Here is a 25,578-nt window from a genome sequence, read left to right as displayed (position 1 = left end):
TTCTAAAAATTGTAACAAAGCCTTCTCGGTAATTATCGAGAAGGCTTTATTTTTACCGTATGAATAAAAAAGGATCTATTTATATGATCGCTCTAGGCAGCATCATAGTCTTATTAGGTGTTGTCATGTACCTTACCGAGATATTAGGAGCAAAGGGTATGATAATAATAGGCTTCTTTACAGAGCTAGTAGGCGTTTATTATTATTGGCAAAATAAGAAAACGGAAAAGTAGTATTTTCTAGTTATTGTGAAAAGGAGTTTTATCTACAGGTAAATCCAGTTGCTGCAACACTTTATTTAACTTTAAAAGTGAAGATTTTTCTATCCAGTCTGTTTTAATTTTAAACTCTTTATCTTCTGTAATTAAGGTGTAATCTTCATTGATTTTTTTAATCCGGATGACATCGCTTAGATTCATTTTTATAGGAATCCCCAAGGAGTTTAATTTACCGATCGTGTTATTATGTATAGTAAGATACTGACCCCATAATGCATATAGAAAATAACCTATATATAAAAGCCCAAATAATAGTTGGACATAATCAGTCCACCAGATGTCATCATTATAAAATAAGTTTGAGACACCAAGTAATGAGAAAACCAACCCTATAATTAGGAATCCATAAAGTTTTATTATTTTGTACTTGATTTTCATAAGTAGATGTATTTAAAATTATACTTCTGTATTTTTTTGATCAATTTTCATCAAATCTTTAGCCTGCCCTTTCCAGTCGTCGCGGTGTATTCTACCAGGAAAAAATTCTATCACCTTAGTTATCGCATTGATATCTGCATCAGTCATTTGAGCAAGTTGTGAGTAGTTATAAATACCTATTGTATTCAGTTTTTCTTCTACAAAGCTGCCTATGCCTACTATCTTTTTAAAATCATCTGCTTGTGATTTATCTCCTGTACCTATGTTAGAGAAGTCTATCGTTTTATTAGCCATTTCAGCTTTTACTTCTTGACTTAATCTACCAGCACGTTCTCTGGTTTTCATAGCTCTTATTTTACCAGGTTCACTTATATCTGCTATTTCTACGCGGTTCATATCGGTAGCATCTGTAACAGTAGTATTGTTTTTAGTTTTACTTATCGTGTTGGTAACAATACTAGCTTTGTAATTATCTTTATCTACAACAGGTGCAGTAACTGTATCTATACTAGATTTTCCTGATAGAAAACCTATTATAAACGCACCTAACATCATTAAAAAAAAGACCAGAAGTAGACTGCTGTTATTTTCTATAAATTCCATAACTACTTTATTTAACTTTTAAAATAACACACTTACTACTACCACTTCCGTCTACGGCTTTTTCACCCATCGATATAGATTTAATCTTATAGGCAGGTATACCTGATTGAGCCACTATGCGCTGTGCTGTTGCAGAATTTGCTTTTGATATAGACATATTATCGATAGCATTACCTACAGAATCTGTATAAGTATATATTTCAATTTTCTTACCTGGGTTATCCTTTAGATAGGTTTTGATTTGACTTACATAAGAAGTAAAGGTTTGGTTGCCATAAAAGTAATCTCCTTGATAACCAGAGGTAAACTTCTTGTAAGCGAAAGGACCAGTAGGTTTTGTAGTATCTGATGTTACTTCTTTACTTATAGGTGCAGTAGAAATAGTAGGTAAGGAATCACTATTGTTTAGGCGCATTAAAATACCACCATTAGCCTTACCATAGACATAATTAATATCTTGAAAAGAAGCATTAGTATGTAATCTAGATTTATCAATACCTATCCCTACCAGTAACTTTTTAAGATATTCCGCACGTTGTTTACCTAGTGTAGACGGTTCTTCTGGAGAGCTATAGCCGATGATGGTAAGTGAAGATTCTTTGTGCAGACTTAATATTTTTTTGATCTCCACACCATAATTGATACAACCGTATGGGATTTTTACCTTATTGCGATTTTCATAAATTAAAGCAAATAAATTGCAAGGTATTAAAACCTCATTTGCCTCATTAAATACAGAAAATGGTAATGCCTCATATGGAGCAGAGGTCTTTTCTAGCTCTATATCATTACTAGTATCGATATTATTTATATCAATTGAAGAATTACTAGTGGCATTCACAGTTTCAATAGAAACAGAGTTTGTAGTGTCTAGATCTTCTTTTAAACCTATTTCTTCTTCTGTAATTATAGGAGCTGTGTCCGTTAGAATTTTAGAAATGTCAGTATTTTTAACTACAGTAGAATCGAGTGGTGGTACATGAATACCATCACTTTTTATATCGCCTAAAAAATAACCCAAAACAAGTAGGCATCCCATGCAATAGAGAAGGAATATTAATAATCCAGGCCAAAGATTTTTCACGTAAATATATTTGCGCTAAATATACTATCAAACTGTTAAATAATTAACGTTTGGGCGAGTTTCTATAAGAACTTAGATGTTAAATTTGGAGTAGGGATCATGCAACTCTCTTTTTTGCCAAACCATCTGTAACGATTTCTAGCTATAAAGTCATAAATTTTATTAGAAATAAAACTGGGTACGATCTTAAATACATAGAGCAGTGGCCACAAATGATTCAAATGTTTTGCTATGTTTAATGCGGCATCCGCTTTCGCGAAAGCGGAATCACCACTAATTAATACGATAGAATCTATTTTAGTAGGATCTATGTGATGCTTAGAAAGCAGCTCCTTACCGATATCACTATCTAAAGGAGCAAATCTAAAACGGTCTTTTTTATCACGTTTTATAATAAACAGAATGGCGCTATTGCAAAGGTTGCATACCCCATCAAATAATACTATATCGTGCTTTTTATTCATCTATTTACCGACTTTTTCTAACTGTTCTAGAGCTACTAAAGTAGTGAAGAAACCATAGTTTACAGTTGCTTTTCCTTTTTCTATCTGGTCTATAGTACCTATAGATTTAGAACCAGATAGTCGCACACGGTCATTTAATTTAAAGACCACCTCAGGTAACTTTTCTTCTTTAACCGTTGTTACTTTGGCTTTTATTTTTTCGGTTCTTATTTTTTGAACCTTTTGTATCACCTCGTGTTCTACTTGTTTTTGTTTTCCTTTTTGTTGTTTTGCAGCTTTGCGGTTAGGAGCATCCTCTTTTTTTGCTGGTTTTCGTTTTACATTTTCGGTAATAACCAGCTTCATAAGCTCGTCTAGTAATTGCTTTTTCTTTTTGTTATTTTCAAATGTTTCTGCAAGGCCATCAAATTTTTTACCTAGTTGAATATAGCGTTGGTAACCGTCATAGAGTTCTTGAAAATCTTGCAATTTTTGCTGCACACGTTCTTGTGTGTCCTCTAACTTATTAGCACGCTGTGTTGCTTTTACCTCTTTATTTTGTAGGCTTTCATTATTGCGTCGTAGGTTAGATCGTTCTTTTTGTAAAGCTGCGATAGACTTGTCAAAACGTATTTTGCCTCGTTCTACTTTTTTCTTTGCCTTATTAATTAACGAATAAGGAATACCATTCTTTTGTGCCACTTCAAAGGTAAATGAGCTACCTGCCTCACCTAATTGCAACTGATAGATAGGCTCCAAAGTTCTAGAATCAAAGAGCATGTTAGCATTAGTCATTTCTGATAACTCGTTTGCTAGCATTTTTAAATTAGTATAATGCGTGGTGATGATACCATAAGACTTGCGGCTATTTAACTCTTCTAGCATACTTTCTGCTAGGGCGCCACCTAATTCTGGATCAGAACCTGTACCAAATTCATCGATTAAGAAAAGTGTTTTATCGTTGGCCGTTTTAAGGAAACCGCGCATATTTTTTAAACGATAACTGTATGTACTTAAATGGTTGTCAATACTTTGATTATCACCTATGTCTGTAAGTACGTGCTCAAAAACGCAAATTCTACTTTTTTCATGAACCGGTATCAACATACCAGTCTGTATCATTAATTGAAGTAAACCTATAGTCTTTAAAGTAATGGATTTACCACCTGCGTTAGGTCCAGAAATAACAATTATTCTATTATCTGGTGCTAGTCTTATGGTTTGTGCATAGGTAGTCTCGCCACGCTCATTATTTGCAACCCATAATAAAGGGTGATAAGCATCTACTAGTTCTAGTTCTTGATGATCTACCATCATGGGTAAACATCCTTTTATTTTGCGACCATATTTAGCCTTAGCAGCTATGACGTCCGTATGAGTAAGATAGGTTCTGTATTCTTCAAATTCTGGGATAAACGAACGTAAAAAATCAGTCAGTTCTTTAAGAATTCTCTGGATTTCTTCTAGTTCTTCTATTTCTAATTCTGACAGCTTTCGCGAAAGCGTTAACACGCGTTCTGGTTCAATGTAGGAGATGCTTCCAGTCTTAGAACTACCCATCATTTTACCTTTTACCTTGCGTCTGTACATGGCTTTTACGGCTAGTACACGGCGGTTTTCTACTACAGATTCTCTTATTTCATCAAGATAATCCAGTTGTCCATAATGACTTAGTGCCTGACCAAAGCTACCGTTAAGCTGGCCTCGCACAGTATTCATCTCGCGTCTTATGTTTTTTAAATGTGGTGATGCGTCATTTTTAATATCACCAAAACGGTCCATAACAAGATCTACCTGTGTAGGTATCATATCGTTATAAGTAATGTGTTCTAGACGTTTGTATAATTGTGGAAAAAACTCTTGTAATTTCTTAAAGAATTTAATGTGCTCGTTTACCGTACGTGGTAATACGGCTAGTCTTCTTATACTTTCTTTATCTAGGGTACTGTTATCGATGCCTAATAACTGTAGCTCTTTTTCTATAATATCAAAGCCATGATTAGGTATGCGATGCTCGCTAGAAAAAGACCATAAATACTCGTTAGTAAAGGCTAGTTCTCTTTCTATTAAGAAGCGTTTTGTAAAAGGTTTTAAAGTATTCATGGCAGTTTTACCATCTTCTGTAATACAATAAGCACTAGCTTGTTGTAGGACTACATCAAACTCTAAATCCTGAATCGTTTTGTTAGATATTTTTCTCATAAAAGTCTTACAAAAATAAGCTAGGATGGAATGGTTCTAGCGGCATTTTACAAGAAATTAAGTAAAGAGTTGAGAAAATGAACTCAAACTTAAAAGAATGTCGAATATTGAATAATGAATTTAGAAGTTTAATGGCATTTGATTAAACAGTAAGGTTATGGGCAGTAAAAGTTAAGACTTATGACTTAGGAGTTATGAATAAATATGGAATATCGAAAAAGGGAAATTGAAGTTTAGTTCGTTTGATGAACTTTGACTCAATACTATCAACCTACTCATGATGATAAGGTTCATTTCTCAATATAGTAAACGCTCTATAAATTTGTTCTACCGCAAATAAACGTACCATTTGATGAGAGAAAGTCATGTCGCTTAAGGATAATTTAGAATTTGCTCTAGAATAAACGTCTGGAGAGAAACCATAAGGACCACCGATTATAAAAACCAATCTTTTTAAACCAGAAACACTTCTTTTATTGATCAACTCTGCAAATTGCATGCTGCTGTACTTTTTGCCTTTTTCATCTAGTATGGTGACAAAATCACTCTTCTCTAGCTTGTTTAAGATCAATTTTCCTTCTTCGTTCTTTTGTTGGTCTTCGCTTAGATTCTTAGTTTTTTTAAGATCTGGTATGATTTCAAGATCAAAATTAATGTAATGACTTAATCGGTCTACATACATCTGAGTGAGTTGTTCTATGCGAGAATCGTCTGTTTTACCTACGGCAAGAAGTGTAATTTTCATGTTGCAAATTTAATGGAATAGTTTTTTTAATTCCAATTCTAATAGCTCCTTTCCTTAGAAAGGAAAGGTGGATTTGGCACGCAGCGACAAAGACGGATAGGTTGATGCGGTGATTTTTGGAATCTAAACAAATTTTATCCATTAATATAAATTGTTAAGTTATGTACTACCACCTTTCAACCACTCCTGATTTGCAGCTTTGCTGCTAAATCTGTCCTCGCCTTTTCTAAGGCGAGGAGCTTTTAAAAAGTAATTGTTGATTATAGTCTTTTATGGAGAACCTAATTAATAAGCTAAATCAAATACTTTAAATAGTAATTTTCGCAACGACTTCTATATCGTCTTTGTGTGTTAAACGTATTAATTTAAGCTCTTTATTTTCATTAGGTCTTCCGTAATTTCTGATTAGTGTGATCTTCATAAATGTAGGGTTTTCCACTTTTTGATAACGATCTCCATAATATTTTACTTTGATGTAATAATCTCCTTTTTTGGCTTGACTTAGTGTGTATTGCTCTGGACCAAAGCCTTGAGTCATATCTTTACTTAACTGTCCGCCCATTTTTGTGGTAGGATGACTGTAAAAACATTCTTCTAGGTTAGGATCTACAATGTGTAAATCTATATCGGTATCGTTGTGATTCCAGTCTACTAAGATTCTAAGATCATAGGTTTCTTCTTTTAAAAGTTCTTTAGCTACTGTTACATCTTTCAAATCGTTCTGGTACTTGCTCGCTAGTCTTTTAAGCTCTGTTCTAGAAATACTTTCCATAGAAGGGAATACTCTACGGTTTCCTTTTTCATAGATTTTACCAGAAATAATATCGTCGTATAAAGCATATGCTTTATTACAAAGTCCAGCAGTTTCATAGGCGATAGCAAGATCTCTGTAAGATTGAGAATCTTCTGGACGCAATTCTAATACACGATTAAAGATAAAAATAGCTTCGTATAGTTTGGCTTGTTTTTCTAACTCATAACCGTAAACTTTTAGCAATTCATAATTGTCAAAATCAATCTCTGCCACATTAGATAGAATACGGTCTGCAAAAAGGGTGTTGTTTCTTTCTTCTCTAAAAAAGTTAGCTACATCTATGAAGTATGCAGGCTGTTCTTTATAATATTCTCTGTTATTCAAATACAATTGGTAAGCTGCTTCTACACTATTAGTAGCTCTTAATGCTGTTAAATAAGGAACTTGTACTTTTCTATTAGATACTACCAGCTGTTTTAATATTTGCTTTTTGCGTTCTTGTTCTGCTCTAAATTGATTCTGTCGATTAGTTCTACCGGTGTTCTCATCTTGCCCTGAAACGACGACTATTTCATCTAACTCTGGCTCGGTTTCTAACGATCTTGGTGCTTGCATCGCTGGAGCAGCTTCGTAGTCTTCTGAATTTATGAAACCGCTAGTTGTACTAGTTTCTCTAACTTGAATATTACTATTAGCTCTTGGTTGTCCAGAACTTGATTCAACATTAAGTCCTTCAACCTGACCTTGTAATCTTTGGATTACGCTAGAATTAGGTCGGCTTGGTGGTGGACTTTGATCTTCATTGTCATTTATAGATACTTCAATCAGCTCTTTTTTAAATTGAACTTTATTGTTTGCTATAGCTATAGAATCTCTTTTCATTTGCGCGATGGCTAGGTCATATTCCTGCTTTAATTCTGCAGGCGGTTCTATTTTATATCTTAGGTAATCACGTATATCTTCTAGAACGATAAGAGATGTATAATCGGTAACGAGTTGGTATTGTACAGCAAGATCTGTAATAGCTTTTTTGTTCTCCTTTTTATTTAAAGCAAGCTCTGCGATTTTTTGCTGTGCCCAGTATTTTTTAATCTGTCCTTTCTGACCGTTATCTTTTTCAATTTTAATGGTTTTTCTTAAGGTTACTTTTCCATTATATCCATAAAGTAGATCTATAGATTCTCCGGTACTTACATTTCTTCCATAAAGACTGAAGTCACTATCAATAAACTGAGTTGCTCTAGGTAATATCTCTATTTGTTTATTATTTGACGCATAACCTAAATATTCTAATGGTTGATATTTGATCATATCATAAGCAACTCCCGTATCATAAGTAACAAGATTCATATAATTACCACTAGATGCTCGAGCCCATTCTTTTAATAACGGAGCGTTCGATTTTTTTAAACTGTTAATCACAAATACTGGTGCATCGGGATGAAAGTCAGAATTGCTCAGTGTTTTTAAACCATCGGTAAATAGGAGGTAAGCATCTGTTTTAGGTGATTTAATTATAGTACTGTAATCTGTACCACCATCATAAGTTTGATTTTTTAGGATCTCTTTTATTTTATTCCAATTTCCATTTCTAATTTTGATACCAGATAAATTGGTCATTATTTTATTACTAAAAATCTCTAGGTTTACTTTAATATCTTGATTTTCTTTAAAGAAAAGATCTAAAAAAGCGAGCTCTTTTTCTATCTCACGATCTTTCATAGACAGCGATGCATCCCATAAAAGAGTTACTTCCTTCATAGAGGCACGTTTCTTTTTTAAGTTAGAAAAAGTCTGGTAATAATAGAAATGATCGCCAGAAACAGCAAGTTGATCATTTTGAATATCTGTAGGTATTTTGATTTTAAGATTAGTATCTGCCTTAAATTTTTCTAACCTTAAATCGGTCACATAATTATGTTGCCAGTCTGTAAATTTTAACCCAGACAACTGTCCATCTACTAGTATGGGCTTTTTGGACTGGTCTAGAAACTCTATTCTTAAATGAAAATCGTCTATAGTGTTCTTGAATCTTAGAGGCAACTGGTAATAATGTGCTTCATTTTCATAGGTAAGTTCTTGTTCATAAGCTAGAACTACACGTTTATGACCATTTGCAGGAATAGGATAGATGCGTGCTTTGTAATTATTTCCTGTTCCTTTTTCTAATAATGCAGGGTCCACGCCGCGACGTACCACTTCTTCAAAGGCTATACGTCCCAATTCTTTATCGACTACCACGGCTTCTCTTAATTTACCATTTACGTCTAGGGCAAATCGTGACACTTCATGACCATCACCTAGTGGGAAATTAAGCTCTCCTTCTAATATTTGAGAAGTAGGATTGTAAAACAACATATCAAAAGTAGTCACTACTCTGTTTCCAGTGACTTTTACATCTATATCTAATTTTGAGAGACCTACTTCTTTATCGCCCACTTTGAGGACAGGCGATTGCTGTGCAGTGGTGTAAAGTGAGAATAAGAATAAAAACGCGAGAAATGTATTGCAGTACTTTTTCATAAGGTTAGGTTTTATAGAGAAATCAGATTCTCAATTAACATGCCGTTTAATTTTGATACAATTTCTAATATTTAAGCATTAAAATATAGCTACAATGAGTAAACCGTCCGTTTCATTGAGTGAACTATGAAAAGCATGACCCAAATATTCTAACTTCATAAAGGAATGCCTTATTTTTGAGATGTAAATAAACACGATGGACTACAATTCAAAAGAAGCACAAGAAGAAATTAAACGCATTATTCAAAATGCATTAAGAGAAGATGTAGGTGATGGAGATCACAGTAGTTTATCCTGCATACCTGCTACAGCTGTAGGTAAGGCAAGATTACTAGTTAAGGACGATGGGATTTTGGCAGGTGTCGCTTTCGCGAAAGCGGTATTCAAAGAAGTAGATCCTACATTACAGATAGAGGTTAAAATAGAAGATGGAACTCCAGTAAAATATGGAGACGAAGCATTTTATGTAACAGGTTCTTCACAATCCATTTTAAAAGCAGAACGTCTGGCACTTAATGCCATGCAGCGCATGAGTGCGATTGCTACAAAAACTAAATTATTTGTAGACTTATTAGAAGGTACAGGAACAAAAATTCTGGACACTCGTAAAACCACTCCCGGAATACGTATTCTAGAAAAATGGGCGGTAGTAATAGGTGGCGGCGTTAATCATAGATATGGATTATACGACGTGATTATGCTCAAGGATAATCACATTGATTTCGCTGGTGGTGTGTCAAAAGCTATACAGAAAACAAAGCAATATTTAAAAGATACAAATCGCGATCTTAAAATTATTGTAGAGGCTCGAGATCTAGAAGAGATTAAAGAAATTCTTACTAATGATGGTGTTTACCGCATTCTTATAGATAATTTTAATTATGAAGATACTAGAAAAGCGGTAGAGTTAATAGGTGATCAATGTCTTACAGAAAGTAGTGGTGGTATAACACAAGATACTGCAAGAAGATATGCAGAATGTGGTGTAGATTTTATTTCTAGTGGTGCGCTTACTCATAGTGTGTATAATCTAGATTTAAGTCTTAAAGCGGTGCATGAGTAAAGTAAAAAAGATAGTAGACCGTATACCTATAGTATCATGGGTAGTGGCATTAATTGACAAGTGGAAACTTCCTGGATTTGCGGGAATGACCGCTTGGGATTTATGTGAGACCTACTATTTAGGTATCGTTCAAGGAGCATTTTCTGCCCGTGCTAGTGCTATTTCGTATAGCTTTTTTATGGCATTATTTCCTTTTATTCTATTTATACTTAACTTAATTCCTTTTATAGAAATAGATAATTTTCAAGAAGAGGTATTACTCTTTGTAAATGATTTATTACCGGCACAGGCAGCAGGTGCGTTCGATAACATTTTTAAAGAAATTGCTTTACAAGGTAATAGCGGTTTACTTACCGTAGCATTTTTAACATCTTTGTTTTTAATGGCAAACGGTATCAATGCGATATTTAATGGTTTTGAACGCAGTTTTCATTCGGAGTTAAATCGTGGCTTTTTTAGACAGTATGTAGTAGCTATCGCTGTTTCTATCATGTTAGTTGTTTTTCTTTTTCTAGGTGTTGTTTTAGCCGGTGTGGTCGAATACTGGATATCAGAATTGCGTAGTAGAGATTTTATGACCGAAGATTCTATGGAGATATGGCTTAAGTTGTTGAGGTATGTAACTTTAATAATCATGTTATTTTTATTTATCTGTACTCTTTATTTCACAGGTACAAAAGACGGTAGAAACACGCATTTCTTATCAGTAGGAGCGCTGGTTACCACCTTTTTAATTATTATATTTTCATATTTATACGGTATCTACATAGATAACTTTTCTTCTTATAACGAGATCTATGGATCGATAGGAGCGTTACTGATTCTTATGGTTTATATATGGCTCAATTCTAATCTTTTATTACTAGGATTTGAATTAAATGCATCACTTAGATCATTAAAGGCACGGAATTTGAAATCTGTGTAGTATATTTAAGAACTAAAATATTTAAAAATGAAAAAATTACTTTTAGCAGTGATGGCTCTTTTGGGAACTTATACTGCAACTGCACAGCAAACTATCGAAGGTGTCTCTATAGAAAAAAATCTAACTGTATCTGGTCAAGAGCTTTCTTTAAATGGAGCTGGTGTAAGACAGAAATTATGGTTTGAGCTTTATGTGGGTGCTTTATATACTACAACAAAGAGCAGTAATGGATCTACTCTAGTAAGTGCAGACCAGGCTATGGCAATTACTCTAGATATCACAGATAGTAAAGTGACACAAAGCAAGATGAAAAGTGCTGTAGAAGACGGTTTCGGCGATAGTTGTACCGATAGCGAAAGAGCAGCTATTCAATCTGAAATCAATAAATTTATCGGTCTTTTTAGTGAAGCAATTGTAAAAGGAGATCATTTTGAAATCGCTTATGCTCCAGGAACAGGAACTAAGGTTTCTAAAAATGGTAAAGACTTAGGTACTATCGCTGGATTAAAATTTAAGAAAGGTTTATTCGGTATCTGGTTAGGTGAAGACCCTGCAGATGATGATCTTAAAGACGGTATGTTAGGTAAATAATCTATCTGCGACTTATTAATAAATGAAAGCCTATGTAATTTACATAGGCTTTTTAATTCTCATAAAATGAAAAATCTAGTTTTTATTGTTCTTTGTGTTCTCGCTTTCGCGAAAGCGGATGCTCAACAAGTTACTGGTACATGGAAAACCATAGATGATCAATCTGGTGAGGTAAAAGCACATGTAGAAATCTACGAAAGAGATGGGAAGATCTATGGAAAAGTAGCTAAAATACTAGACAAGAATGCGCCTAAAAACGCACTATGCATTAACTGTGAAGGAGAACAGAAAGATGCTCCGATTCTAGGACTGGAAATTATTCAGGGTCTTGATAAAAAAGGAGATGTATATAAAGGAGGTGTTATTCTTGACCCAGAAAATGGTAAAACTTATACCTGTAAAATATGGCTGGATGAGGCTAATCCTAACCAATTAAAAGTACGTGGGTACATTGCCATTTTTTATAGAACTCAGGCATGGATACGACTTTAAATGGACGCTAACTTAATGGATCAATTACCTGATAGTTTACGGTATTGAGTTTCTATGGATTCAAATTGCGTTTTTAACCGATCTAGATCATGAGAGTTTGATATAGATTCTTCAGCATCGTGAATAAGTAATTGTGCTTGTAAATGTAACGTGGTGTAATAAGTCGGCTCACAGGTTTCTCTACCCATGCAAAGAGAGAATAGTTGCAATAGTTTACTCATTACCGACAGGTCTTCTTTACAATACTTGCGGTATGAGGCAAATATATCATAGATAAGATCTTCAAATTTTGTAGTATTTAATTTGATTAGAACCTCTTTGTCCTCATTAAGTACGATGTTGTGATCTTTTTTGAGCATTCTTAAACGCACTAAGTCAGTTAGATAATCTATGGTGTCTATCGCAGTACCAGGATCATTTATACCAGGTGACATGGCTTTTATACCTATTTCGGTAATTTGTTTAAACCCTAAAGCATAGTTATCACTAACTAATTCAGATTCTGTATAGTTAAAGTTTTTATGTACTTCAGTTAATTGTGTGTCGCTCAATTCCATTTCAGATTTAAAAAGGGCTTCTCCATCTAGAATGTACTTTCCCTTAGTAATGAGCATTTCAAATCTTGTATCACAGGTCTCGCAAGATTTTTTTAAACCTTCTACACTTATATTTTGTATCGTACCACTTCTGTTAGTTGGGTACGTATACCATTTACTAGTATTAGGAAATTGGTCTTGTGATGTTTGTTGTTCTATTAAAATTTGTAGTCGTTTACTGGACTTATTATATATGTTTTCTAATATATTATTGATTTGTATGCTGGAAGAAATGCTGTGAATGAAGTAAACAAAAGCTGCTAGTGCTATAAAGGCACTTATGATACCTATTAAAACCGACAGGCCAGGAAGATGGTAGTTATTACCAGATGGATCGATACCTATTACTGTAATTATATTATAAAGAATGGTCGCTAGAAATGCCCCAAGAATAAACTGGTGTTTTCTATTAGATATTAAATTGGGTAAAACACGAGGTGAGTAGTTAGCCGCAGCCTGACTTAATAAAAGCATTACCATAGAAAAGGTAAAGACTAACATAGAAATACCGCCAGCTATTAAAGTGGTTAAAATGCTTCTTGCTGTGTCTACATCGTTAATGATTAAAGAAGGGAAAATCTCTTGAAAAGCTTCAGTAACATTCATTTCTTCGGCCCATTTCATGAATAGACCAAATACTATGGCGCTTACTGCATAAAAAGATGGGTAAAAAGCAATACTACCAGTAATGGTGTTGAAAAAGGACTTGAGTCTTATAAAAATCGAATTCATATTATTAAAAGTAAGAGTAATGTGGTTAACTTAATCCTAATAAATATGTATTTTCACATATTATTATCATATATCATGACCTACACAATAGAAGAAAAGAGACACATTATAAGCGAGTTAATTCTAATGGCACATGCAGATAACCATCTAAAGAAAGAAGAGGTGAGCTTTATAACGTCGGTAGGAAAACGTATGGATTTAAGTGATGAAGAGATAGATTATATGATTAACCATCCAGAAGAGTTAACAACAGTGCCGCCTAAGGATTATACTAAGCGCATAGTTCATTTTCATAGAATGATGTTAATGATGCATATAGATGGTCATGTAGATCAGTTAGAGTTACAACTATTACATGAAGTAGCTTTACAATACGGATTTAGAAAAACGACAGTAGATGCGTTATTGCAAACCATGCTTAAATATCCACATGGAGAAATACCACCGTCAGAATTGATGCAAATACACCTAAGAAATAGTAATTAATGACATTTAGTCATTTTTAAACTATATAAAAGCGACATTATGTCGCTTTTATTGTTTGGTATCTTGTTTGAATAAGCTGAATCATAACAAATAAAAATTAGTATTATGAAATTAGCACATACAACAGCAAACAATTGGTTACCATCTCTTATTGACGAAATGTTTAAAAACGATTACTTGGGTGGTACAACAGAGACCACAAAATCTTTCTTACCTGCAGTGAACGTAGCAGAAAGAGATGAGAGCTATTTATTAGAATTAAGTATTCCTGGTTTTTCAAAAGAAGAAGTACAGATAGAAATAGATCAAGATGTTCTTACCATTACATCGCAAGTAGAAAAAACAGAAAGTGATGCTGCTTTAAAGTTTACGAGAAGAGAGTTTAGTAAAAAGTCATTCAAGAGAAGTTTTAATTTGCCAGAAACGGTAAATCAAAATGTTATTGATGCTTCTTATAACAACGGTGTTTTAATGGTCATACTTCCTAAAAAAGAAGAAGCGTTACCACAACCTAAAAGAACCATTTCTTTAAAATAATTGAGTAAGCCAAGTTTAGATTTAAAAATCCAGCCAGAAATGGTTGGATTTTTTTTTGATTTCGAACTGATTTTGTTAAGTCTATTTATAAATTTTGTTAATTAAGATCTTTATAACTGCTATGGTATTTGATAAGTAATAATATCGCATAAAATTAATAGTTATGAAACGAATTATGTTTTTAGGGTTGCTCATGATATTCGTGACTACCAGTTGTTCTACTACTAATGCGGTAAAACAGACTACACGGGCTATAGATGGTAATTGGACTATAGAGAGTGTGACTTATGAGGGTGCTGGAGAATTTAAATCCACTCTATTACAAGATGTTGCTGCCAGCTGTTTTGAGGGTAGTAGTTGGTATTTTATAGCTAACAATAATAGAGGTACCTATACCATTAATGATGCAAATTGTTCAGCAGGTGAGAGATATTTTATATGGAATGTGCCTGGTAATAAAGAAATGATAGAAGGTGATTTATTGCTCAAAATAACAGACGGAAAATATAAATCAGAATCTAATGCTGGGTACCAACTCGAAATTACCAGAGCAAATGAATCTAATATGACCTGGACTATACCGGCTAATGTAAATGGGAGAACTGTTTATGTAAATATGAATTTTATCAAAAACAATTTTTAAAATTAAAATTATGAAATCAAATATAATCACAATAGTAATCGCAGCCGCTTTATTAGTGAGTTGTGGAGCAGTTAAAAATAGTAATAGTCAGCAAAAAGGTACTGTAATAGGTGCTGCTGGAGGTACTATTCTAGGTTTAATCATAGGTAATAATGTAGGTGATGGTGATAACCAGACCGAAGGTGCTGTAGTAGGTGCCGCTATAGGTGGTATCGCTGGTAACCTCATAGGTCGTAACATGGATAAGCAAGCTAAAGAAATAGAAGCTACTTTACCAGGTGCAGATGTAGAAAGAGTAGGAGAAGGAATCGTGGTAACTTTTGACGAAGGTAGTGGAGTAAAGTTTGCTACTAATCAGTCATCGCTGAATGCAAACTCGCAAACTACGCTCAACAAATTATTAGATGTAATGAATGATTACCCTGGTACAGAAGTGCTAGTGGCAGGACATACAGACAGTCAGGGTGCTGCAGAATATAACCTAGAACTATCCAGGAAAAGAGCTGCGAGTGTAACAGATTATTTGGCCACACACGGTATTTCTAGTGATAGAATAGCGATGACTTATAGCGGTGAGACATCTCCTAAAGCAACTAATGAAACTGCTGAAGGTAGAGCACAAAACAGAAGAGTCGAGATAGGAATTGTGGCAGGAGAAGAAATGAGAAAAGAAGCACAAATGGAGTCTAATCAATAAACGGCCATTAATTGTAAAAGAAAACCCAACCAGTAATGGTTGGGTTTTTTATTTATCGCAACTGGCGCAAGCCTTCATAAGTAATAACAGCCACGGCATTTGCTAAGTTGATACTACGTATGTGCTCGCTGTATTGAGGTATTTTATATAAATGATCTTTAAATCTATCGGTAATATCACTTGATAAACCTTTAGACTCCTTACCGAAGATAATCATAGTTCCTTCTTTAAAAGGAATCTCGGTATAGTCCTTAGTTCCATGACTGCTCAAAAAAGCCATATTACGCTCTTTGTTTTTCTCAAAAAACTCATCAGCATTTTCATAAATACTCAATTCTATATGTTGCCAGTAATCCAGTCCAGCTCTTTTTAATCTAGAATCGCTTAATTCAAAACCTAAAGGTTTTACCAGGTGTAAATGAGAACCTGTAGCTAGACTTAAACGACCTATGTTACCGGTATTGGTATGAATTTCTGGCTCTATGAGAACTATGTGAAGCATAATTGTGTATTAAGAAGGTAAAGATACAGTAGAAGAATGTAGTGAGATGTGTTCCGCTTTCGCGAAAGCGGAATTTTTATAAATATTAATAATAAAACACAATTGCTTTAACGCGTTATTAACCCATTTAAAAGGTATTTCTAGCTAGTTTTGCAAAACTAAATAATAACCATAATACCAGTGCCGATGAGGTGGTATTTAAAATATAAAAAATGCAAGAAGTAAAAGCATACGGAGCAGAAAGTAATGATGCAGATTTGAAGGAAATGATAATCCAGCGTCGTGATTTGAATGAGAATGATGTAAAAATTGATATACTTTATACCGGTGTCTGTCACAGTGATATTCATGCTAAACAAAACGATTGGGGAAATGCAAAATATCCTATCGTACCAGGTCATGAAATTATAGGTAGGGTTACTCAAGTAGGTAACGAGGTTTCAAAGTATAAAATAGGAGACTTAGTAGGTGTAGGTTGTATGGTAGATTCTTGCCAGACTTGTAGCGCTTGTGAAGAAGATATGGAGATGTGGTGTGAAAATGGTTCTACCAGTACATACAACAGTAAAGATAAGTTTATAGGAGGGCATACTTTAGGTGGTTACTCGACCACCATAGTAGTGAGAGAAGAATTTGTTCTATCGGTATCAGAAAAACTTGACATAAAAGCAGTAGCTCCTTTACTTTGTGCAGGTATTACTACATACTCGCCATTAAAACACTGGAATGTAAAAGAAGGTGATAAGGTGGGAATTATAGGTTTAGGTGGTTTAGGTCACATGGGAATTAAATTTGCAGTTGCTATGGGTGCAAAAACCATCATGATTACCACTAGCGAGAGTAAAGCGGCAGACGCGCGACGTCTAGGTGTAGATGAGGTGATTATTTCAAAAGATGAAGAACAGATGAAAGCTCACGCAAATTCTTTTGATTTTATTCTTAACACTATTCCTGTAGGTCATGATGTAAATCCTTATCTAGCTTTGTTAAAAAGAGATCGTACGATGTGTTTAGTAGGAGCGATAGAACCTCTAGAAAATATTCATGGAGCAAATCTTATTCTAAGAAGAAAAAATCTTGCAGGTTCCTTAATAGGTGGCATTAAAGAGACACAAGAGATGTTAGACTTTTGTGCAGATCATAATATCGTGTCAGACATAGAAATGATAGATATGAATGAGATCAATACTGCTTTTGAGAGAGTTCAAAATAATGATGTGAAATATCGTTTTGTGATAGATATGGAGAGTTTGAAAAATTAGAATTTTCAAAATCGTTAAATTTTAAAAGACCGTTTTTATACGGTCTTTTTTTGTGACTAGTTTCTGCACACAGTGCTACTTTTCTTTTATAAATACTTAGATTTACAACTTAACAACTAACTATTTATGCATTCATTTACTGTAGAACAAATTAACGAGATCCTAAAAGGAGAACAAGTAGGCAACACAACTCATGCTGTAACAGGTGTTAACGAGATAAGGAATGCCTCAAATAGCGATCTTACTTTTATAGGAAATAAAAAATATGCAAAATTTTGGGCAGACTCTAATGCGTCTGTGGCTATCATAAATGATAATATAGATCTACAACCTGGAGATAATCGTGCTTTTATCAAGGTTAAAAATGCAGATCTTGCTATGGCGAGGTTGTTAGAAGCTTTTCAACCAGAGACACCTGCTTTTGATACAGATATTCATGCAACAGCTGTAGTTGACGATACGGCAACTATAGGTAAAGGTGTAAAAATAGGCGCGCATTGTTATGTAGGTAAAAATGTGGTTCTAGGAGATGGAGTGGTGCTATACCATAACGTTAGTGTTTTTGACGACACGACTATAGGTCCGCAAACGGTAATTTGGTCTGGTACGGTTATAAGAGAACGTTCTCAAATAGGTGCGCAGTGCATTTTTCATACTAACGTGAGCATAGGAGCAGACGGTTTTGGTTACCGTCCTGCAGACGATGGTCGTGGCCTGGTTAAAATACCGCACATAGGTAACGTGATTATAGGAAATGGAGTAGAGATAGGTGCAAATTCTTGTGTGGATCGTGCAAAATTCAATTCTACCATAGTAGGTGATGGTTGTAAAATCGATAATCTTGTTCAAATAGCACACAACTGTATTTTAGGTAGATCTTGTATAATGGCTGGTCATAGTGGTCTTGCAGGTTCTGTTACATTAGGTGATGGTGTTATAATAGGTGGTAGTGCCAGTATTAAAGACCATACAGTTATAGAATCTGGTGCGACTATAGGTGCTGGTAGTGGTGTGATGAATGATGTAAAAGCAGGACAAACCGTTTTAGGGTATCCAGCAGTAGATTCTAGAGAAATGCTTAAACAATGGGTAGCATTGCGTAGACTAGCAAAAAAATAAATTTAAGATATAGTTTTTACAAAAAATCTCGCTACAGACGTAGCGAGATTTTTTGTAATATATAATACCCAACCACATCGTTTTGTGATTGCAGGTATTATGTTTGAGTGATGAGGTAAATGTTAATAGCAGTCTAAAACATAATGATAAGCTGGCATCATTGACTAAATTTACACGTTTTAATTTTATAACTTAAAAAACTAAACTGTGAATAAACTTTTACTAATCGTCTTAATTTTATCTAGTTTCATTACCCCAGCACAACGAGATCAGGTTAGTGGTTTTAAAGAGTATTATCCTATTTCTATACGACCAGACCTTTCTGTAGGTGCAGGTAATAATCAATATGAAGAGATTTTACTAGAGGCTAGGCCTGTCGTGTATTACAGTTTATATAATGATTTAAGAAAAGCACTTAATAAGGATACGATAACAAATGGTGACGCGGTATATTTATCTTTTCAGCCTCAATTTAGGATATATAATGAAGAGTCTAAACCTGTAAAAACACCTAGTTATAAAGTATTAATAGGGTGGCAAAAAATTATTAAAACTAACGATGATAATTTTCTTACCGTTGCTGTGGAGTCTGGCCATTACAGTAATGGGCAAGCAGGTAGTGCTTTTAGTACAGAGTTTGATGATAATTCTGAAGAAAGTATAGCATTGTACAACAGTTTTACGGACGATACAAATCTTGCAGAATTACTCAATAGAAGTGGAGGTAATTTCTCAACTAACCTCACAAGATTTAGTTTTAACTACCGTCTCAATACCTTTAACGGTGATAATGTTCCTCAAAAAATTCATTCTTTTACAGCGACTTATCAATTGTATCATGATAAATTTTTAGGTTTTGCAGATTTTGGAGGTTACAATCCAGAAGATATTGATATCCTCGGACGTCACCAGTTAGAATTCGGTTATGAATTTACTTCTCACCTTAAAAAGATGAGGTATACTTTAAGTCAGCAGTTTAATTATACCATAGGTTCACATCCATCCAGTGTTCCTTATAGATCAGAAACTAGTGGAATTCTGTACCCATGGGATAGCGATCTAGGTATTCTCGTACAGTTTTCTGTCGGTCGTGACGATTATAACTATCGTTTTTTAGACGATTTTGCACGTTTTAAGGTAGGAATTACTTGGGACTGGTTCACGCCATTTGTCGTTAAGCCTACTAAAAATCAGCGACCACCTGCTTTACCTGAAAAGGAATTGTAGAATTCTAATTTTTAACGTTTTCCATCTAGATTAAAGATGTATTTTTGCGCCGCCTTAAAAAAGAGGAGCACATGAAGCGTATTAATCAGTATAAGAAAATGTTCAACGTAGAAAAGGACATTGAACTTAAAGCACTTAAGAAAAGTTACCGAAACCTAGTTAAAGAATGGCATCCTGATAAATTTCAGGAAGGTGATGATAAGAAGGAAGAGGCAGAGGTAATGAGTAGAACTATTATCGATGGTTACCACTTTCTAGTTAGTATTGCTCCAGAAACTAAGGAAGCTAATCTAGCAGAATATAAAGAAACTATAACTAACACTGGTATAAAGGACTTTGATCACAAAGGACGTGTACTAGAAGTAGTATTTACAGACGGTAGTACGTATGAGTATTTTGGAGTAGATGTAAAAATCTTTAAAAAACTTATAAATGCAGACAACCGTTACAGATTTGCAAAGCGTAATATCTTTGAAACGTACTTATACCGCAAGTCTAAAAAAGATGAAGAACAACAAGCTTAAGATTTTATAATTTTAAACTTTATCAGATAGCCATATCCATAGTGATATGGCTATTTTTTTATGCACATTTGTTATCTTTTCAGAATTATATAAGTAATTGTATATAAGTAAGTTGAGAGTTATTTTGTTATTATTTTACTAATTTTAAATCTATTTCATGTTTTTGTTGCTCTACATTAATTAAAAAGATTATTTTTGCTGTATGATTGGAACATGTGGTCATAAAGATTAGTGAGATTTCTTATTTAGTTTTTTATTCTATTGTCTGATTGTAACGAGCTTTTCCATGGTGAATACTCTTGTGGCACGGCTTTTGAAATCAAATAAGAAGTATTATTAATTTAAATTATTACAAATGAGTACAGGTACAGTAAAATTTTTCAATGACGCAAAAGGATTTGGATTTATCACAGAAGAAGGATCAGGTCAGGAACATTTTGCACACGTAACAGGTTTAATCGACGAGATCCGTGAAGGTGACAAAGTTGAATTCGAACTTAAAGAAGGAAAAAAAGGTTTAAACGCCGTTAATGTTAGAGTAATCGACTAATTCGATTCTTTAAATTTCTTACAAAACCCATCTAATTTAGATGGGTTTTTTTTATGCCCTTTTTTTTGATAACATTAATAGATACTTATCCGTTCTATATCGATTATTGAATTAGCTTTGTCTACATGAATAGAAAAACCGCTTTAATAGGTCTTGCTTTTTTCTCCACTTATGTATTTTGGGGATCTACCTATTTATGGAATAAAATGGCGGTGACCGAGTTGCCACCATTTATGCTTGCTAGTATTCGATTTTCGCTTGCAGGTATTCTTATTTTTATAATAGCAAAAATACTAGGGTATAGCCTCAGTATTACTAGAAAACAATTTTTCAATTGTACGCTAGCAGGTTTTCTTTTTCTTAGTTATGGTAACGGTGTCTTTGTATGGGCATTAAAATATGTAGATACTGGTTTTGCAGCGCTTATTGCCGCATTACAACCTTTATTTATTCTGTTACTCATGCGACTCGTGCAGCGCAAGGCATTGCAAGCCAAATCTGTTATAGGTGTTGTTCTCGGGCTAGTAGGTATGTACATCTTAGTTAGTCAGAATGAAATAACGACTAAAGAAGGCGCAATCACCGGTATTATCATGATCATTACTTGTATTTTAAGTTGGAGTGCAGGTAGTTTATTTGTCGCCAAAGCTGACGTTCCTACTAATTTCTTTGTCTCCACTGGGTATCAAATGATATCAGCTAGTGTTATACTGGCCATAGCTAGTTTTGCTTTTAATGAGTCTTGGTCTTCTCCTATGACTTGGCAAGAGCCTACTTATATCGCGTTAGTTTGTCTTATTATATTTGGTAGTATAGCCGCATTTACAGCATTTAATTTCCTTTTAAAGAACATCTCTACAGAAAAAGTAGCGACTTCTTCTTATGTAAATCCTGTCGTTGCTCTATTGTTAGGTTGGTATTTCTTGGACGAAGAAGTAACTACGCAATCCTTGATTGCTGCTGCGATTATGATTACTGGTGTGTACTTCATTAACAGTAGAAAGAGAGGTAAAGATGACATCAAGCCTTCTCCTAAAAATAGGTAAACAGATCTGATTCTTTAGTAGAATATAGCTTTTAACTGGTTGATTTAAATTGAATTTGTTTCCGCTTTCGCGAAAGCGGAACCTCCATAATCATTCTTTCTAATATCCTGAAAAATAGAGCTCCATATTGATGCGATAACCATTAAATTTGCATTCATAAAAATGCGCTATGAATACGGACCAAACTCAAGGAAATGAAAACACTTCTATAGAAGAATTAGAAGCATGTATTCACACACTGAATAAGTTTATAGAAGATCCTAAAAGTGTATTTGCCTTACCAGAAGAGCAGCGCATTGCTTTAATGACAGCGGCTGGTAAATTATCCAGACCGTCGAGAGAAGAATACAAACGCGGTAAAAAGGATGCTAAAAAAGCTGCGAAAAGAAAACAAATAGAACGTGATAAACATGCACGCAAAGAAACAGGTATAAGAAGTGCGCGTGAAGACGCCATTTTTACGGCTCCTAAATTACTAGCTGCTGCAGATCTTTCTCAAAAAGAAACTGGTGAGCTAGAATCACCACGTAATTGCTACGTGTGTAAAACCATGTTTACAAAATTGCATCATTTCTATGACCAGATGTGTACCGACTGTGGTGATTTTAATTACGCAAAGCGTTTTCAAAATGCCGATGTAAAAGGACAAGTAGCTATTATTACAGGTTCTAGGCTTAAAATAGGATACCACATTACTTTAATGCTTTTACGTGGTGGTGCGACGGTTATTGCGACTACTCGTTTCCCTCATGATAGTGCGTTGCGTTTTTCTAAAGAAGAAGATTTTAAAGAATGGGGACATAATTTACACATTCATGGACTGGACCTACGTCACATACCTAGTGTAGAGATTTTTTGTAACTATATAGAACAGAAATATGAGCGTCTAGATATTCTTATTAATAATGCTGCGCAAACGGTAAGAAGACCGTCAGGTTTTTATGCTCATTTAATGCCTAATGAAGAGTTGACCTTTGAGCAATTACCAGTTTTTGCACAAGAAACGCTTACCGATCATTACAAATGTTTACATGAGTTACAGGAATTAACGCCTGGTGCGTCACCTAATAAAAACATGCCAGTTACCTGGCACGGTCCAGAACCTGGTATAGGTTTAAGAGCAAGTGCAAAACTGTCTCAAATACCATATAGTTTTGATAAGGCACTGGTAACACAAGAGGTTTTTCCAGAAGGTGAACTCGATGCAGATTTACAACAAGTAGATTTAAGAAAAACCAATAGCTGGCGATTAAAACTAGGCGAGATAGAAACTACCGAGATGATAGAGGTACAGCTAGTAAATTCTGTTGCTCCATTTGTACTTTGTAACCGTCTTTCTGAAATTATGAAGAAAGATAATACAGGAAAAAAACACATCATTAACGTGAGTGCGATGGAAGGGAAGTTCCACACCTTTCATAAAGAAGACCGCCACCCACATACTAATATGGCCAAAGCTGCTCTTAACATGTTAACACATACTGCAGCCGGCACACTGGCTAAGGATGGTATTTACATGAATGCGGTAGATACGGGCTGGGTTACCGACGAAGATCCTGTACAACTGTCTAAAAAGAAACAAGAAGTTCATGATTTCCAGCCGCCACTAGATATAGTAGATGGTGCGGCACGTGTTATGGATCCATTATTTGATGGTATCAATACTGGTAAGCACTGGTGTGGTAAATTTTTAAAGGATTACAGACCTATAAGCTGGTAAGAATTCTGTTGTTATTTTAACATCTCATAACACATATTAATACAGTATTAAGTGGTGGTTAGTGTTTCTATCTGTAATTTTATTAAAAATAGAAAGTTATGAGATTTACAGGTATTTTATTTACGCTATTATTTATATCTATTAGTGCGAGCTGTCAGACTAAAACTGATAATGAGGTTCCTCAAGTCGTACTAGATGCTTTTGAAGCAAAATATCCAAGAGAAAACGATCCAGACTTTGCAACCGATGCACATGGCTACTGGGAAGCTCATTTTAAAAAGAACGGAGAGAAATACCGTGCAGATTTTCATGCGGACGGTACTTGGAGAGAAACAGAAAACTCTATCAAGGACAAAGAAATCCCTAAAGCGATACAAGAAGCAATAGAAAGAGAATTTCCTGATAGAACTATACAAGAAGTAGAACATGTAATGAGCGCAACAAAAGGAGAGTTCTACGATATAGAGTTTAAACAAAAAGGAAAAAATATGGATGTAGAATATAGAAAAGACGGTACTAAAGTGTAATTCTATTTCTACTCAAATTAAAAAGACGGTATAGCTTCGAATAAAGCAATACCGTCTTTTTTATGAATCTAAGATAGTTTTAAAAGGTCTCTAGGGTTCCTTTTTTAGGTAAAATTAATTTGAATTCGGTCCATTCACCTAATTGTGAATCTACAGTAATTTTACCTTGCATATGGTCTATTAATCGGGCCACTGTTGCCAGTCCTATTCCTGTACCTTGTTTCCCGTTGCGATCTTCTTGTGTAGCGATATAGAACAGTTTAAAAATAGATTTTAAATTCTCAGGAGCAATTCCAGTACCGTTATCTCTAATGGTAATCTCGTATTCTTCATCATTCTCCTTGAGGTAGATACCTATAAGAGTTTCTTCTTTATCGTTATACTTTATCGCATTAGTTATTAAGTTCATTAAGATTTGCTTCAAAGCAACCTCATGAGTTAATAATGTGGTGTCTTGTTCTGGTATGTAATTTACCTTGATATGCTCATCTTTTACCGTCATGGCGATCACATCTTCTATAAGGTCTACATAGCTCACACTATCATATTCTTCGGTAACCAGCTCGTTACTGCTATAAAACTGTAAAATACCATCTATGTAACGGCTCATATTATTAGAACTATCCTTAAGATAGCCTAGATAATCTAACGACTGTTGTGATAGGTTTTTCTCGCTTTCTTTTAAAAGTTTGGTAATCATTATGATGTTAGATAACGGCGCTTTTAAATCATGAGATACTATTCCCGCAAAGTCTTTTAACTCTTCATTGCGCTCTTTTAGTTCTTCTTGCATAGCAAGAAGTTTAAAAGTCTTATAGCGCTCTTCAAAAAGGTGCATTACCTGCTTACCCATAGCTTTTAAAGCCTTAATCTGGTGTGCAACTAGTGTTCTAGGTTTGTTATCATAAACACATAATGTTCCTAGTTTATACCCATTAGTGTCTACCAGCGGTACACCAGCATAAAATATAGCTTTAAAATCGGTAAGTAGTGGGTTGTCTTTAAAACGCACATCTTCACGAGCATCATTAACGATCATAATTTCTTCGTCACCAGCGATAGCATGACCACAAAAAGAGATGTCTCGTGCAGACTCTGAAATATCAACACCATGACCAGATTTAATAAAGTTTCTAGCTTTATCTACCAGAGTTATTAAAGATATAGGAGCATCACAGACACTAGCGATTATAGATGTGATGTTATCATAACTATCCTCAGGCATGGTGTCCAGCAGGCGGTATTTTTCTACGGCTGCTTGTCTCTTTAATTCATTATCGAGAATAGGGGCGCTTATCATTATTTTAAAAAATATATAGCTACAAATAA

27 protein-coding genes are annotated in these 25,578 nt (G+C 34.5%); 17 read left to right on the top strand and 10 right to left on the bottom strand.

The features are described from left to right. The first annotated feature begins 59 nt into the window (after positions 1-59). Positions 60-233 (top strand): hypothetical protein, encoded by a 174-nt coding sequence (locus ABJF08_RS09205; protein WP_348115855.1) that lies wholly within the window; start codon positions 60-62, stop codon positions 231-233. Positions 234-239: 6 nt separating this feature from the next. Here the strand turns inward: ABJF08_RS09205 and ABJF08_RS09200 are convergent, their stop codons facing one another. From ABJF08_RS09200 to ABJF08_RS09170, 7 genes are all read right to left on the bottom strand, one after another. Further along, on the bottom strand, positions 240-656 hold the full coding sequence (locus ABJF08_RS09200; RefSeq protein WP_348115854.1) for a hypothetical protein: 417 nt from the start codon (positions 654-656) through the stop codon (positions 240-242). A gap of 18 nt (positions 657-674) precedes the next feature. Next, on the bottom strand, positions 675-1,259 hold the full coding sequence (locus ABJF08_RS09195; protein ID WP_348115853.1) for a hypothetical protein: 585 nt from the start codon (positions 1,257-1,259) through the stop codon (positions 675-677). Positions 1,260-1,266: 7 nt separating this feature from the next. Further along, positions 1,267-2,343, bottom strand: a complete 1,077-nt coding sequence (locus tag ABJF08_RS09190; protein ID WP_348115852.1) for an OmpA family protein — start codon at positions 2,341-2,343, stop codon at positions 1,267-1,269. Positions 2,344-2,405: 62 nt separating this feature from the next. Continuing rightward, complete coding sequence (locus ABJF08_RS09185; protein WP_348115851.1) at positions 2,406-2,807, bottom strand: thiol-disulfide oxidoreductase DCC family protein; 402 nt, start codon at positions 2,805-2,807, stop codon at positions 2,406-2,408. Then, positions 2,808-4,988, bottom strand: coding sequence for a DNA mismatch repair protein MutS (locus ABJF08_RS09180; protein ID WP_348115850.1), 2,181 nt, complete (start codon positions 4,986-4,988; stop codon positions 2,808-2,810). Between the two features lie 271 nt (positions 4,989-5,259). Continuing rightward, complete coding sequence (rlmH, locus tag ABJF08_RS09175) at positions 5,260-5,733, bottom strand: 23S rRNA (pseudouridine(1915)-N(3))-methyltransferase RlmH (protein ID WP_348115849.1); 474 nt, start codon at positions 5,731-5,733, stop codon at positions 5,260-5,262. Positions 5,734-6,040: 307 nt separating this feature from the next. Next, positions 6,041-9,010, bottom strand: coding sequence for a VIT domain-containing protein (locus ABJF08_RS09170; protein ID WP_348115847.1), 2,970 nt, complete (start codon positions 9,008-9,010; stop codon positions 6,041-6,043). A 196-nt stretch (positions 9,011-9,206) separates the two neighbouring features. Between ABJF08_RS09170 and nadC the strand changes: the two genes are divergently transcribed. From nadC to ABJF08_RS09150, 4 genes are all read left to right on the top strand, one after another. Beyond that, entirely contained in the window at positions 9,207-10,073 is an 867-nt protein-coding gene (nadC, locus tag ABJF08_RS09165; RefSeq protein WP_348115846.1) for a carboxylating nicotinate-nucleotide diphosphorylase, read from the top strand. Continuing rightward, positions 10,066-10,998, top strand: a complete 933-nt coding sequence (locus tag ABJF08_RS09160; protein ID WP_348115845.1) for a YihY/virulence factor BrkB family protein — start codon at positions 10,066-10,068, stop codon at positions 10,996-10,998. The genes nadC and ABJF08_RS09160 overlap by 8 nt, the downstream gene beginning before the upstream one ends. Before the next feature lie 27 nt (positions 10,999-11,025). Next, positions 11,026-11,589 carry a chalcone isomerase family protein gene (locus tag ABJF08_RS09155; protein WP_104515045.1) on the top strand — a complete coding sequence of 188 codons (564 nt, stop codon included), beginning with the start codon at positions 11,026-11,028 and terminating at the stop codon, positions 11,587-11,589. Positions 11,590-11,655: 66 nt separating this feature from the next. Beyond that, the gene (locus ABJF08_RS09150) at positions 11,656-12,081 is read left to right on the top strand and encodes a DUF2147 domain-containing protein (RefSeq protein ID WP_348115844.1); all 426 of its coding nucleotides are present in this window, start codon (positions 11,656-11,658) and stop codon (positions 12,079-12,081) included. A gap of 20 nt (positions 12,082-12,101) precedes the next feature. Here the strand turns inward: ABJF08_RS09150 and ABJF08_RS09145 are convergent, their stop codons facing one another. Continuing rightward, entirely contained in the window at positions 12,102-13,409 is a 1,308-nt protein-coding gene (locus ABJF08_RS09145) for a DUF2254 domain-containing protein (protein ID WP_348115843.1), read from the bottom strand. A 75-nt stretch (positions 13,410-13,484) separates the two neighbouring features. On the opposite strand from ABJF08_RS09145, the gene ABJF08_RS09140 reads away from it, so the two are divergent. The 4 genes from ABJF08_RS09140 to ABJF08_RS09125 all read left to right on the top strand — a co-directional run bounded on the left by ABJF08_RS09140 (position 13,485) and on the right by ABJF08_RS09125 (position 15,772). Further along, positions 13,485-13,895 (top strand): hypothetical protein, encoded by a 411-nt coding sequence (locus ABJF08_RS09140; protein WP_348115842.1) that lies wholly within the window; start codon positions 13,485-13,487, stop codon positions 13,893-13,895. Positions 13,896-14,000: 105 nt separating this feature from the next. Further along, on the top strand, positions 14,001-14,432 hold the full coding sequence (locus ABJF08_RS09135; protein ID WP_348115841.1) for an Hsp20/alpha crystallin family protein: 432 nt from the start codon (positions 14,001-14,003) through the stop codon (positions 14,430-14,432). Between the two features lie 163 nt (positions 14,433-14,595). Beyond that, positions 14,596-15,075, top strand: coding sequence for a lipocalin family protein (locus tag ABJF08_RS09130; RefSeq protein ID WP_348115840.1), 480 nt, complete (start codon positions 14,596-14,598; stop codon positions 15,073-15,075). Between the two features lie 10 nt (positions 15,076-15,085). Continuing rightward, positions 15,086-15,772 carry an OmpA family protein gene (locus ABJF08_RS09125; RefSeq protein WP_348115839.1) on the top strand — a complete coding sequence of 229 codons (687 nt, stop codon included), beginning with the start codon at positions 15,086-15,088 and terminating at the stop codon, positions 15,770-15,772. Between the two features lie 52 nt (positions 15,773-15,824). Here ABJF08_RS09125 and ABJF08_RS09120 read toward each other — a convergent pair whose 3' ends face one another. Then, a complete protein-coding gene (locus ABJF08_RS09120) occupies positions 15,825-16,277 on the bottom strand; it encodes a tRNA (cytidine(34)-2'-O)-methyltransferase (RefSeq protein ID WP_348115892.1) in 453 nt (150 codons plus the stop codon). Between the two features lie 209 nt (positions 16,278-16,486). On the opposite strand from ABJF08_RS09120, the gene ABJF08_RS09115 reads away from it, so the two are divergent. From ABJF08_RS09115 to ABJF08_RS09080, 8 genes are all read left to right on the top strand, one after another. Continuing rightward, positions 16,487-17,536: an NAD(P)-dependent alcohol dehydrogenase gene (locus ABJF08_RS09115; protein WP_348115838.1), complete on the top strand. Its 1,050-nt coding sequence runs from the start codon at positions 16,487-16,489 to the stop codon at positions 17,534-17,536. 126 nt (positions 17,537-17,662) lie between these two features. Continuing rightward, entirely contained in the window at positions 17,663-18,655 is a 993-nt protein-coding gene (gene lpxD, locus ABJF08_RS09110; protein ID WP_348115837.1) for a UDP-3-O-(3-hydroxymyristoyl)glucosamine N-acyltransferase, read from the top strand. Positions 18,656-18,862: 207 nt separating this feature from the next. Then, the gene (locus ABJF08_RS09105; RefSeq protein ID WP_348115836.1) at positions 18,863-19,882 is read left to right on the top strand and encodes a hypothetical protein; all 1,020 of its coding nucleotides are present in this window, start codon (positions 18,863-18,865) and stop codon (positions 19,880-19,882) included. 71 nt (positions 19,883-19,953) lie between these two features. Further along, entirely contained in the window at positions 19,954-20,406 is a 453-nt protein-coding gene (locus tag ABJF08_RS09100) for a KTSC domain-containing protein (protein ID WP_298952607.1), read from the top strand. A 355-nt stretch (positions 20,407-20,761) separates the two neighbouring features. After that, positions 20,762-20,956, top strand: coding sequence for a cold shock domain-containing protein (locus tag ABJF08_RS09095; protein WP_015363839.1), 195 nt, complete (start codon positions 20,762-20,764; stop codon positions 20,954-20,956). Positions 20,957-21,081: 125 nt separating this feature from the next. After that, entirely contained in the window at positions 21,082-22,002 is a 921-nt protein-coding gene (locus ABJF08_RS09090) for an EamA family transporter (protein WP_348115835.1), read from the top strand. A 169-nt stretch (positions 22,003-22,171) separates the two neighbouring features. Beyond that, positions 22,172-23,722 (top strand): SDR family oxidoreductase, encoded by a 1,551-nt coding sequence (locus ABJF08_RS09085; RefSeq protein WP_348115834.1) that lies wholly within the window; start codon positions 22,172-22,174, stop codon positions 23,720-23,722. Between the two features lie 98 nt (positions 23,723-23,820). Then, positions 23,821-24,249 carry a PepSY-like domain-containing protein gene (locus ABJF08_RS09080; RefSeq protein WP_348115833.1) on the top strand — a complete coding sequence of 143 codons (429 nt, stop codon included), beginning with the start codon at positions 23,821-23,823 and terminating at the stop codon, positions 24,247-24,249. A 79-nt stretch (positions 24,250-24,328) separates the two neighbouring features. On the opposite strand, the gene ABJF08_RS09075 is transcribed toward ABJF08_RS09080, so the two are convergent. Beyond that, entirely contained in the window at positions 24,329-25,549 is a 1,221-nt protein-coding gene (locus ABJF08_RS09075) for a GAF domain-containing sensor histidine kinase (protein ID WP_348115832.1), read from the bottom strand. Between the last annotated feature and the right edge of the window lie 29 nt (positions 25,550-25,578).

This window comes from Nonlabens sp., assembly GCF_039941875.1.
Classification (GTDB): domain Bacteria; phylum Bacteroidota; class Bacteroidia; order Flavobacteriales; family Flavobacteriaceae; genus Nonlabens.
This window is presented reverse-complemented; position numbering and strand designations above follow the sequence as displayed.